10 protein-coding genes are annotated in these 10,866 nt (G+C 48.3%); 2 read left to right on the top strand and 8 right to left on the bottom strand.

The features are described from left to right. Positions 1–195 precede the first annotated feature (195 nt). Positions 196–2,121 carry an FAD-dependent oxidoreductase gene (locus tag ACE3MQ_RS20890; protein WP_379396263.1) on the top strand — a complete coding sequence of 642 codons (1,926 nt, stop codon included), beginning with the start codon at positions 196–198 and terminating at the stop codon, positions 2,119–2,121. A 98-nt stretch (positions 2,122–2,219) separates the two neighbouring features. Here the strand turns inward: ACE3MQ_RS20890 and ACE3MQ_RS20885 are convergent, their stop codons facing one another. The 5 genes from ACE3MQ_RS20885 to ACE3MQ_RS20865 all read right to left on the bottom strand — a co-directional run bounded on the left by ACE3MQ_RS20885 (position 2,220) and on the right by ACE3MQ_RS20865 (position 7,315). Further along, positions 2,220–3,518: an MFS transporter gene (locus ACE3MQ_RS20885; protein ID WP_379396261.1), complete on the bottom strand. Its 1,299-nt coding sequence runs from the start codon at positions 3,516–3,518 to the stop codon at positions 2,220–2,222. A gap of 125 nt (positions 3,519–3,643) precedes the next feature. Further along, positions 3,644–4,582 carry a glycine betaine ABC transporter substrate-binding protein gene (locus ACE3MQ_RS20880; RefSeq protein WP_379396260.1) on the bottom strand — a complete coding sequence of 313 codons (939 nt, stop codon included), beginning with the start codon at positions 4,580–4,582 and terminating at the stop codon, positions 3,644–3,646. 49 nt (positions 4,583–4,631) lie between these two features. After that, positions 4,632–5,288, bottom strand: coding sequence for an ABC transporter permease (locus tag ACE3MQ_RS20875; RefSeq protein WP_379396259.1), 657 nt, complete (start codon positions 5,286–5,288; stop codon positions 4,632–4,634). Further along, entirely contained in the window at positions 5,285–6,415 is a 1,131-nt protein-coding gene (locus ACE3MQ_RS20870) for an ABC transporter ATP-binding protein (protein ID WP_379396257.1), read from the bottom strand. The genes ACE3MQ_RS20875 and ACE3MQ_RS20870 overlap by 4 nt, the downstream gene beginning before the upstream one ends. Positions 6,416–6,658: 243 nt before the next feature. After that, positions 6,659–7,315, bottom strand: coding sequence for a GntR family transcriptional regulator (locus ACE3MQ_RS20865; protein ID WP_379396255.1), 657 nt, complete (start codon positions 7,313–7,315; stop codon positions 6,659–6,661). 160 nt (positions 7,316–7,475) lie between these two features. On the opposite strand from ACE3MQ_RS20865, the gene ACE3MQ_RS20860 reads away from it, so the two are divergent. Beyond that, positions 7,476–8,711, top strand: coding sequence for a chromate transporter (locus ACE3MQ_RS20860; protein WP_379396253.1), 1,236 nt, complete (start codon positions 7,476–7,478; stop codon positions 8,709–8,711). A gap of 34 nt (positions 8,712–8,745) precedes the next feature. On the opposite strand, the gene ACE3MQ_RS20855 is transcribed toward ACE3MQ_RS20860, so the two are convergent. The 3 genes from ACE3MQ_RS20855 to ACE3MQ_RS20845 are packed head-to-tail and all read right to left on the bottom strand — an operon-like array spanning position 8,746 to position 10,721. Further along, positions 8,746–9,492: an SDR family NAD(P)-dependent oxidoreductase gene (locus ACE3MQ_RS20855; protein WP_379396251.1), complete on the bottom strand. Its 747-nt coding sequence runs from the start codon at positions 9,490–9,492 to the stop codon at positions 8,746–8,748. 24 nt (positions 9,493–9,516) lie between these two features. Then, positions 9,517–9,915 carry a hypothetical protein gene (locus ACE3MQ_RS20850; RefSeq protein WP_379396249.1) on the bottom strand — a complete coding sequence of 133 codons (399 nt, stop codon included), beginning with the start codon at positions 9,913–9,915 and terminating at the stop codon, positions 9,517–9,519. Further along, entirely contained in the window at positions 9,912–10,721 is an 810-nt protein-coding gene (locus ACE3MQ_RS20845; RefSeq protein WP_379396296.1) for a DUF817 domain-containing protein, read from the bottom strand. Before ACE3MQ_RS20845 ends, ACE3MQ_RS20850 begins: the two co-directional genes overlap by 4 nt. Between the last annotated feature and the right edge of the window lie 145 nt (positions 10,722–10,866).

Genomic DNA, 10,866 nt, shown 5'->3' with positions numbered 1-10,866 from the left:
TTTAGCTGCCTGAGCCGCGGAGGCTTTCTTTAAACTGCCCACTAAAAGGGTCACAGTTCAAAGTTCAATGGCTGTCTTTTCATTCGTTACAGTGTGAATATTTTCACATTATAATAAAGATTTGTGTGATAACCTTGTGATGAATTGTTCGGAATACGAACAGTTCGAATAACGAATAATATTAGGAGGAGTAAGATGAAACGGCATGGCATTAAAGCAACACTCTCTTTTCTACTAGCAGTTTCAATGATTTTATCTCTATTTGGCTGCAGCAACGATGCAGCCAATAACGGTAACCAGGAGCTCCCGACCGTTAGCAATCAAGGCATAACTGCTGGGACGTATACTGCTGCTGCCAAAGGCTACCACGACGATGTTAAAGTGGAAGTCACTGTGGACGAAACCGGAAAAATCACTGAACTCATCGCAAAGGCGGATGGAGAAACACCAAAAATCGGTGGAGAAGCTGCCCCAAAAATGGTGGAAAACATTAAAAATAGTCAGCGTTTGGATTGTGACGTTATCTCAGGCGCAACTTTAACCTCCACTGCCATCCTTGCTGCAACAGAGGACGCTTTAAAACAGGCTGGTGTGGATGTTACCAAAATTAAAGCAGAAGAAGTAGCAAAAGGAGAAAATGAAGAAGTGTCTGTGGACGTCGCAATTGTGGGTGCTGGCGCTTCCGGCACAGCCGCTGCCGCTGCTGCAATCGATGGCGGCGCTAAAGTACTTATGGTCGAAAAGACCAATAATGTAGGTGGAATTAGCAAATTCTTCGCTGGCGGACCATTTGCAGTGGAGTCTCATCTTCAAATGGAAGCAGGCCCTGAATATTCTAAATTAAAAAAAGATGATTTGCTGCAACAACTTAATGAATATGCCCACTTTATCAACTATGCACCTTTAACTAAAGCTATTATTTATAAATCCGGAGACACCATTAAATGGATGGAAAAATGGGGCGTTACATTCCACGTGAATCGAGAAACACCTCAAATCTCCCATATGGATAATGATATGAAATGGAAGATATACCACTGGTTCGATCTGTTTAGCTACGAACCAACTGAAATTGCAGTAACCGACGTTGTGCATAAAAACCTGAAAAATGCTGGTCTTGATTTGCGCTATGAAACGACTGCCACCAAATTACTTCAGGATGACAAAGGTGTAGTGAACGGTATTATTGCAACGAAAAAAGATGGCAGCACACTAACGGTTCATGCGAAATCCGTTATTTTGGCTACTGGGGGTTTTGCAGGCAACTCCGAAATGATGAAAGAGTACTACAATACACCTTATTTAGGAGGATGGGGCGAGAATGGATCCGGTGTCCAAATGGCATGGGATGCTGGTGCGGCTAAATGGGATACAGCTTCCTCCTTGCTGCATGGCAGCGGTATGGTTGCTGCAAAAACACCTGGTGAAATTAACTTATCCAGTAGTCCTTTCAACCGAATTACTCGTTCTCCGTTAATGTGGATCGACCAATCGGGTAACCGTTACGCAAATGAAGAGCTTGTTTGGGATACAGCTGAAACATCTAATGCAGGTTATTCTGTAGGCGGCGTCTACTATATCCTCGTAGATACCAATACACTGAAAAGCTATACAGACGGCAAATCATTAACGATGGATACGGCGGTTGGCGGCCCCAACATGGAACCAGGTGACTTCGTTGCACTGGCAGAAGAAGGCGTGAAGCAAGGAATTATCACGAAAGCGGATACTCTAGAAGAATTGGCTAAAAACTTGGACATGGAGCCTGCCCGTCTCATTTCCAATGTAGAAGAATACAATGAAGCCGTAAAAACCAAGAAGGATCCATTTGGCAAAAGCGAACAAAGCTTGGTTTATGAAGTAAATGAAGGTCCGTTCTATGCGGTCAAAATGCAAATCAGCAACCTGGGTACATTAGGCGGCGTACGCGTTAACGAAAAATTGCAAGCAACTGATGAAAATCTTAAACCAATTCCCGGCTTGTACGTTGTAGGCAATAATGCTGCTGGATTCTATGGCAATATTACAAGCTATCCTACCTTTGAAGGTCTGGCCACTGGATTTGCTTGGAATTCTGGTCGTATTGCAGGTGAAAACGCTGCCCTGAATGTGAAGCAATAGCTGGATAAGTTGTTATACCCCAAAAAAACGAGGCTGTCGAAAAAGTATCGACAGCCTCTACCCCTTAAACAGAAGCCATAAAGGCCCTGTCCATCAAATTATTTATTGATCTCCTCGCGCCAGCTATCCTCGCGAAAAGCTCCCCGATTTAATATTCCCATACACATCGCTATAACCGTAATTCCAGCAGCAAACAGGTACATATTGACGATGCCGAGCCATTCGGCAACACCGCTCATCACAAGCAGCGATATGCCAAACACCGTGTTCAGCAGCGTGGCCTGCGCGGAAAATATTTGAGGCAGCTGCTCCTTCTTCGCGCTTCGTTGAATGAGCGTCCGGCGGGATACCGCGGTCAGTTCCGTAAGAGGGCCTGTGAACAAGACGAGCAGCAGCGCGAGCGGAGCATAGGAATTTATCGCAAACATGGTCGTTGCGATCGCATAGCCGAGCATTCCTGACAGCATTGCTGCAAAAATTCTTTTCTCCAAGCGTTCCACAAATGCCACGACAAGCAGCCCGCCAAGGACAGCTCCGGCAAAATAGCTCGCATTGATATACCCCCACCACTGCTCATCCTTCAGCAAAATCTCTTTGACGAATACGAGCATAAATGCCCCGGCCCATACGGAACCGCCAAGCATATCCGTCACGTCCATCACCGTTAAGGCCCGCAGCCTTGGCGATTTCCACACAAGCACCCAGCCTTCTTTAAGCGTGTCCCAGCGGGAAGGCAGCTTGGTCTCATCGCTTAAGGCCCCCCGCCCATTAGACGCCGAACCTTGTCCGGCAGTGGTACGCCAGTCCCATAAGCTGCGGCGCTGCGGCTCTAACGGATCCTCGATCCGGAATGTAGCGAGCATCGCCAGCCCATAGCCGCAAGCTACTATAATCAAGACTGGATATGCTCCAAGCTTCGCAACCATCAAGCCGCTTAAAGCCCAGCCCGCAAATTGAACGACCTGATCGGTCGTCGCCACCATTCCGTTGGCCTTCATCAGCACATCGTCAGATACAAGTCGCGGGACAAGTGCATTTCGTGCTGGAGTCGTCCATCCGTCCAGAAAAGAAATGCAAGCTATAATTCCATAGATGAACAGGAAGCTTTGTCCCTCATTCCAAGGAGACAAATACAATGCCAACAAACTAAACAAGAGAAACTGCCCGCTCTGCGATATCGTCAGCAGAAAGGGCAGTCTATATTTTACAACCATTAGCGGTGCAAGAAAGCCACTCAGCAATTGAGCTGTCACTCGAATGAATGGAACCATAGTCGCAAATACTATTGAATTGGTGCGGCTCAGCACAAATGTCATCAAAGCGACCAAGTAGAAAACATCTACCGTATTCGATAGCGTCTGAGAGCCCCATAAGTAATAAAAAGACTTCTTGAACATGAACTGTTAAGCCCCCGTATTCAATTGAAATAATTAATTCATAAGTTAATAAAAAGCTTATAGTTCAGTTCAAATCGGTCTCATGATTACTCCCATCCGCGTCCGCTTGCATATTTAATACTATACTAGCCTTCTATCAATCCTTTTTCAATGAGAAATTGACGGGCGACCTCTTCTTCCTTCAATCCTTCCACATCAACGTCGGCATTCAGCTTCTGCATTTCTTCATCACTGATCAAGCCGCTCATCTGATTTAACACTTCTTCTAATTCCGGGTACTTCTCCAAGGTAGCTTGACGGATAATCGGGCCTGCATCATACGGCGGGAAAAATTCTTTATCATCCTGCAAGATGACTAAATCATGCACTTTGATTTGCGCATCCGTAGCATAGGCGTTCGTTACGTCTGTCTCTCCGTTCGCGATCGACTGGTACATAATGCCGTGATCCATCCCTTTTTGCTGCTTGAAATTCATGCCGTACAGCTTCTGGATTCCCGGGAAGCCGTCGTCCCGATCGAGAAATTCAAACTCGACGCCAAGAATCATATCTTCCGACACTTTAGCTAAATCGCTGAATGTTTTGAGATTGTGCTGCTCTGCCGTCTCTCGGGTCACCGCCAAAGTATACGTATTGTTAATGCCGAACGGCTCCATGAAAACCAGCTCATCCTCGGTCAGCAGCTCTCTCGTCTTGGCAAGGGATTCTGCGGAATTTCCGGTCTCTTCTTGATAATAGTTGGCAACGATAGTTCCCGTATATTCGGGATAAAGCTGAATTTCATCGTTCTTTAGTGCGCTCCAGGCCACGTTAGAGCCACCCAGGTTCACTTGCCGTTTTACTTTAATGTCAGTTTTGGCTTCAATCAACTCCGCCATCATCAATGCGAGCAGCATATTCTCTGTAAAATTCTTTGAACCAACAGTAATTTCTCCCGCACCGTCAGCACTGCTCTCCTTGTTCGCTCCGCCTCCACATGCGCTTAGCAGCAGCATTGTACCTAATATAAGCACCAGCAGGCCTGCCATCGTCTTTTTGCTTTTAGTCATTATCATCATTTTCATTTGATCCTTGAACCTCCATTTAGAATACTTTCGAAATCAAGAACCCGACCTATACCTTTAATCCTTTTGGCGTCGTCGCTTTCTCCAATAAGCCGAGCAAATAATCCATCACTAATGCGAGAATGGCCGCCGGGATCGCTCCCATCAAGGTCAGTGCCTCAATGTTGCGCTGGATGCCGAGAAAAATATATTCTCCCAGTCCTCCTGCTCCGATAAAGGAGGCAAGCGTAGCTGTCCCCACATTGATGACCGCAGCAGTGCGAATACCCGCCATAATGACATTCAAGGCCAGCGGTAGCTGAACCCGGAACAGAATTTGCCATTGCTTCATGCCCATTCCGCGCGCCGCCTCCACAATCGACTTATCTACATCAGTAATACCTGCGTACGTATTGCGAATGATAGGCAAGAGCGAATAGAGGAATAAGGCTGCCACCGCAGTCTTCATCCCGATGCCAAACAGCGGGATCATAAATCCGAGCATCGCCAAGCTTGGGATCGTCTGTAGGATTCCCGCCGTGCCTAGGGTGATGCCTTTTAGAGACTTGACTCGCGTAATCATGATTCCTAAAGAAACTCCAACAATAATAGCTAACAACATGGATAAAAACACAAGTTCGATGTGTACCCATAACGACTGTACCAGCTCGCCCTTTCGCATATCGAACTGGTGGATCAATTGTTCCCATAACGATTTATCTCTCATGCTTCCCCCTCAACTCCTACCCATTGAGCAGCAAATGCCGTTAACAGGCTGCTTCTCGTGACGATGCCCGTAATTTTCCCAGCCTCCGTCACTACCGGAATAATGCCAAATGGCGCTTCGTTGATGAGAGCAAGAGCGTCCCTTGCCGTTGCTGTATCCTGGAGCACGACTTCAGGAGCGTGCATAATCTCCTGAATTGTCGCGATGTTATCCATTTGGGCGGATACATCATAGGCTGACACGATGCCTAACAGCTTGCCCGACTCATCGCCTACAAGCAGAGTGTCAGTCTTTCTTTGCCGCATGAAGGTAATGGCTCTGCTCGGACTACGGCCGGGTAGAGTAGTCGACGGATTATTCCGCATAACCTCTGTAATCGGGATATACTCGGGATTTTGATACAGCCGATTTTTCCCTACGAAGCCTTCCACGAACTCATTGGCTGGATGACTCAGGATTTGATCTGGCGTATCGATCTGCACTAGCTCACCGTCCCTCAAAATGGCGATCTTGTCGCCTAGCTTCAGTGCTTCTTCCATATCGTGCGTTACGAATACGATCGTCTTCTTTACTTCCTGCTGAAGTCTCAGCAGCTCATCCTGCAGCTGTTCCCGGGTAATCGGATCGAGGGCCCCGAACGGCTCATCCATCAAAATAATATCCGGATCTGCCGCCAATGCCCTTGCCACGCCAACCCGCTGCTGCTGGCCGCCTGACAGCTGCTTGGGGTAGCGCTTGGCAAAGATCGCAGGGTCGAGTCCAACCATGCGGAGCATCTCATTGACCCTGTCCTTCTTCTTCTTTGCGCTCCACCCTTTTAATTCGGGAATTAAACCGACGTTGTCTTCGATCGTATAGTGAGGGAATAATCCGATTTGCTGAATGACATAACCGATGTTTTTGCGAAGAGTTACGGGGTTTTCTTGCGTAATATCCTTTCCTTGCACATAAATTTTCCCTGACGTGTGTGGAACTAGACGATTGATCATCTTCATGGAGGTCGTCTTACCGCAGCCGCTGGGGCCGATCAGCACAAGAATTTCACCCGCTCCAACCTCGAAGCTGATATTTTTTACCGCTTGATAGCCGTTCGTATATGTCTTGCTTACCTGTTCAAATTTCAGCATTTCTAGCCTCCTTTGCGCTTTGAAGTTCAATTATCTCTGATCCCCTCTGCATCATTTCGATCAGCAAAAACGATATTTTCTTACTGACCCGAAGCGCCAATAGGTATTACTATAACAAAACTAGCGACAACTGACAACCTTATATAATTTAATAAGTTGTATGTTAAAAAATGGTGTTCGCACAGAAAAAAAGAGGCTGTCCCGGCAAAACTGCCGGAATGACAACCTCTTTTACAGTATGTATTATTGTATAGTTTGATTCACAAATCGGTCGGTTTTTTCATAAATTTTCGGATCACCGACAAATACAAGACTATCATTTTCTCTTAAAATTACATGAGGCCCTGGAGAGATGGAAACTCTCGTGCCTCGGCGCAGCGCGATTACCGTAGCCCCTGTATTTTGCCAAAATTGCAGATTGCCGATCGTCTTTCCTACCGCATGGGATTCCTCATTGATTTGAATCTCCATCGGGTTATAAGGAGTCAGATTCTGCAGCCGGTCAGAGGCCTTCGTAATTTTATTCAGCAGCACTTCAAATCGGCGATCCACTTCTTTTTTCTCCGCCATCAGAAGCTCAAGATCCCGCTTCAAGGAGTAGGCCGATTTCAAATAATTGCTGTTAGCCAGATAATCTTGGGCTTTTTGATCCGAAATGACGACGATTCCCTTGCCCTGCGAGACAGAGACAATCCCCTCGTCCTTTAATAATCCAATCGCTTTGCGAATCGTTTCCGGGGATACATGATATTGAGCCGCCAACAATGAGCGCCCCGATATTTTGCTCTCAACAGCTAACTCCCCGCTGACGATGCGCTGGGCAATATCGAGCGCGATGGACTTGTAGCCGGCAATTTCCTGCATTTCGATGACTTCCCCCTTTAAATAAACATGATTCAAGTATATCTCTTTTTATCCGGCAAATAAACAGACCCGGCTGGGCGGGGGAATCCTTATAGTTTACGTTCTGTTAATACATTGATGGTAATGTAAGCTACAGGAGCAGGAGCATGAACAATGATTTCGGAAAAAAAGACATGCGGAAGGAATCAACAATAACATGATTAAAAAAACTATGGCGCGAGAAGCAACCGCCAATACTCCATTGGATATCTCTGTTTATGATATTTTTGCAGCTTCTTTGAAGCTGGGACTGACCTCCTTCGGCGGGCCTGCCGCGCACCTTGGCTATTTCCACCAGGAGTATGTCACCCGCCGCAAATGGATCGGGGCTAAAGCGTACGCCGACCTCGTCGCTTTATGCCAGTTCCTGCCTGGGCCGGCCAGCAGCCAGGTCGGGATCGGCATCGGCCTGCGCTGCGGAGGAGTCTTAGGTGCACTGGCAGCCTGGATCGGATTTACGCTGCCTTCTGCGCTCTTATTGGGGCTCTTCGCTATGATGATGCAGTGGATGAATATCGGCGAGGCTTCCTGGCTGCACGGCTTGAAACTGACTGCCGTCGCCATTGTCGCCCAGGCTGTATGGAGCATGGGAACAAAGCTCGCCTCCACCCGGAGCAAAGCGGCGATGGCCATAGGAGCTGCCTCCGTGACTCTGCTGTGGCCGAGCACGGTCAGCCAAGCTATTGTTATCGTGGCAGCCGCGCTGCTGGGGCTTTTCATGTATCGCCAAGAGACGGCCGAAGACACGGATCAGGCTGATCCGTTGGCATATAGCCAGAATAATCCTAGGCACAGGCAGGCTATAGTTTATCTAGGGCTCTATTTCGCTCTGCTCCTGCTCCTCCCCTTGCTCGGGCAATGGTCAAACGGCGGATGGCTCTCCCTGATTGACAGCTTCTACCGGGCTGGCTCTTTGGTTTTCGGCGGAGGACATGTCGTGCTCCCGCTGCTCCAAGAGGAAGTCGTCCCGCGCGGCTGGATCAGTATGTCCGATTTTATCGCCGGATACGGCGCTGCCCAAGCTGTTCCCGGGCCGCTATTTACGTTTGCTTCATATTTAGGTGCGATTTATGGCGGGATGCCCGGCTTGATCGTAGCGACAATAGCTATTTTCCTGCCGGCATTCCTGCTCGTAGCTGGCGTACTTCCTCTTTGGGATCGGCTGCGCAGCAATCTAGCCGTTCAGAGAGCGCTTAAGGGCATCCATGCTGCTGTAGTGGGGATATTGCTGGCCGCATTATACGATCCTATTTGGACAGGCGCGGTATTCAATGCTTATGATTTTGTGCTGGTGCTGTGCTTGTTCGCCATGCTCCAGTTCTGGAAGCTCCCTCCCTGGTGCGTGGTTATCGCAGGTGCAGCCGGCGGGATGCTTCTAGACATTTTTCTATAAGCGCAGCCGTAGTCGTTACAGGAGGAACTCTCACTTATTCTTCATAGATCATTTTCCGCGTCATTCCGCCATCCACAACGAGATGCGTTCCGGTGACGAAGCTGTTGTCCGGATGCGTTAAATACAAGCAGGCCCGGGCGATATCCTCTGGCCTGCCCACCCTTCCTGACGGATGCTGGGCATGATCGAGCTCGCGAAGCTCATCATAGTCGCCAGTCTCAATCCATCCCGGGCTCACACAATTCACCCGTATTCCCTCTGGACCTAGCGATACGGCCATCGCGTGGCTAAGCGACACGATAGCTCCTTTCGATGCCGCATACGCTTCGGAATTCGGCTCGGACATGATAGCTCTCGTCGAGGAAATATTCACGACGGAGCCGCCGCCGTGCTTTTTCATCGATTTCGCCGCTTCCCGGGTGATCAGAAAGCAGCTGCGCACATTGGTGTTCAGCACGTCATCCCATTCCTCCACCGACAGCTCGAATGGCGATTTAAACCGGGATACCCCTGCATTGTTTATAACGATATCGATTCTTCCATATGTACGTTCGATCCGCTCCACCATTTCGGATATTTCCCGCTCGCTGCGGACATCGCAGGGGATGAACTCCGCCTTCCCTCCGGCCTGCCGGATCTCTTCTGCGGCCTGCTTGCCAGCTTGGGACTGCAGGTCGGCAAGAAGAACCACGGCCCCCCGCTCAGCATAAGCCTCTGCGATTCCTCGGCCGATTCCCTGTGCGGCCCCGGTAATTAAAATGACTAGATCAGCGAATGACATGACTTGTCCAGCCTCCTTTTTTCATTAGCGGGTCGTAAAAAAACTCTTCATCAGAGTGTATCCGCTCATCAGACCAAAAAAGAAAAGCTCCCGCTCTTGTATTAAGTGATAGTATTCGGAAAGCGCAATAATCTTTATATATGAAGAGGCAATCGGATAAATCAGAATCAAAAAGCACGGAAGAAACACGGCGAAAAACAGCGGTTTGTTCATTTTCCTCCGGGCTGGCCATCCGTTAAGCAGACTTAAGTACAATCCGAATACGAAGCCGTATATCATATTGGCTAATAGCAAATTGACCGTCTCGAAATGAATCGCCCACTGATGCTCCATCATGGCGAAGAAACGGCTGCGATAGTAAACGAGCAAGCAGAGACCGATCATCCATACCATGTAATAGAAAATTCCCTTTGATTTGTTCATGTCCGACTCTCCCATTTTTTCCTTGGCAAACCTTGCGGGTCAGCTGTATTCCCCAATTTAACATGCTTCAGCTGGGCGACAATAATAATGCTGATTACAACGAGCAAAAACCACGAGCTGATTTTTCCGATATGAACGAGACGCCAAACCTCTTCCTGATTCGGGTATTTCCAGGCCCCAAGGAAAGTCGTGACATTCTCGGCAATCCAAATAAAGAAGCCAATGAGCAGAAAAGACAGCAGCAGCGGCATTCGGAAGGTGCGCTCCTCTAACGTGAAATAAACCGTGCAGCGTAGAAATACGACAATTAAGAGAAGCATGAGCACCCAGCGAAAATCGCCGATAATATGATGCGTGAAAAAGTTGAGATAGATTGCCGTACTGATAGCAACCGCATAAACCGATTTGGGCCAGCCCGTGATCTGCAGCTGCAGTCGTCTCCATGCTTGGCATATATAGCTGGCTACGCTGGCATACATGAATCCGCTGTACAGCGGGACGCCGAACACTTTGCTCCAGGCCGCCTCTGGATAAGACCACGAGCCCATGTGGACTTTAAATATCTCGAGGCCCAGTCCAATCACATGAAACATGCAAATCACCTTTAGCTCATCGAGCGTCTCCAGCTTGCTGATGATCATCCCTGCCTGAGCCAGCAAGCAAATCAGCAATATCCAATCATATCTCGGCAGGATCGGCAGCTCGGCCACTTTCGTCAGGGCGAGGGCTCCGAAAATGATAAGCGGAAATATGCAGGATAACGCTTGGAGCCATGCAAAAACAAACAGCTTGCGAATAAATGTCATAACCATGCATCAGCCTCCTGTTTCTTCATTTGAATTTTATCACAATCAGAGTATGAAGTGACTGCCCAAGCATAATATTATGCGATTTGAAAAGCGCCCAATCTGCCACGATACGGCAAATTGGGCGCTCGACTATTGCTTTAGG

Origin of the sequence: Paenibacillus lentus, from assembly GCF_042714055.1 — a bacterium.
Taxonomy (GTDB): domain Bacteria; phylum Bacillota; class Bacilli; order Paenibacillales; family Paenibacillaceae; genus Fontibacillus; species Fontibacillus lentus_A.
The sequence above is the reverse complement of the archived record's forward strand: the minus strand, read 5'-3'. Positions and strand labels throughout refer to the sequence as shown.

Coding starts and splice junctions, on each gene's coding strand:
- ACE3MQ_RS20890 (WP_379396263.1), top strand. CDS start 196: ATGAAACGGCATGGCATTAAAGCAACACTCTCTTTTCTACTAGCAGTT.
- ACE3MQ_RS20885 (WP_379396261.1), bottom strand. CDS start 3,518: ATGTTCAAGAAGTCTTTTTATTACTTATGGGGCTCTCAGACGCTATCG.
- ACE3MQ_RS20880 (WP_379396260.1), bottom strand. CDS start 4,582: ATGAAAATGATGATAATGACTAAAAGCAAAAAGACGATGGCAGGCCTG.
- ACE3MQ_RS20875 (WP_379396259.1), bottom strand. CDS start 5,288: ATGAGAGATAAATCGTTATGGGAACAATTGATCCACCAGTTCGATATG.
- ACE3MQ_RS20870 (WP_379396257.1), bottom strand. CDS start 6,415: ATGCTGAAATTTGAACAGGTAAGCAAGACATATACGAACGGCTATCAA.
- ACE3MQ_RS20860 (WP_379396253.1), top strand. CDS start 7,476: ATGATTAAAAAAACTATGGCGCGAGAAGCAACCGCCAATACTCCATTG.
- ACE3MQ_RS20855 (WP_379396251.1), bottom strand. CDS start 9,492: ATGTCATTCGCTGATCTAGTCATTTTAATTACCGGGGCCGCACAGGGA.
- ACE3MQ_RS20850 (WP_379396249.1), bottom strand. CDS start 9,915: ATGAACAAATCAAAGGGAATTTTCTATTACATGGTATGGATGATCGGT.
- ACE3MQ_RS20845 (WP_379396296.1), bottom strand. CDS start 10,721: ATGACATTTATTCGCAAGCTGTTTGTTTTTGCATGGCTCCAAGCGTTA.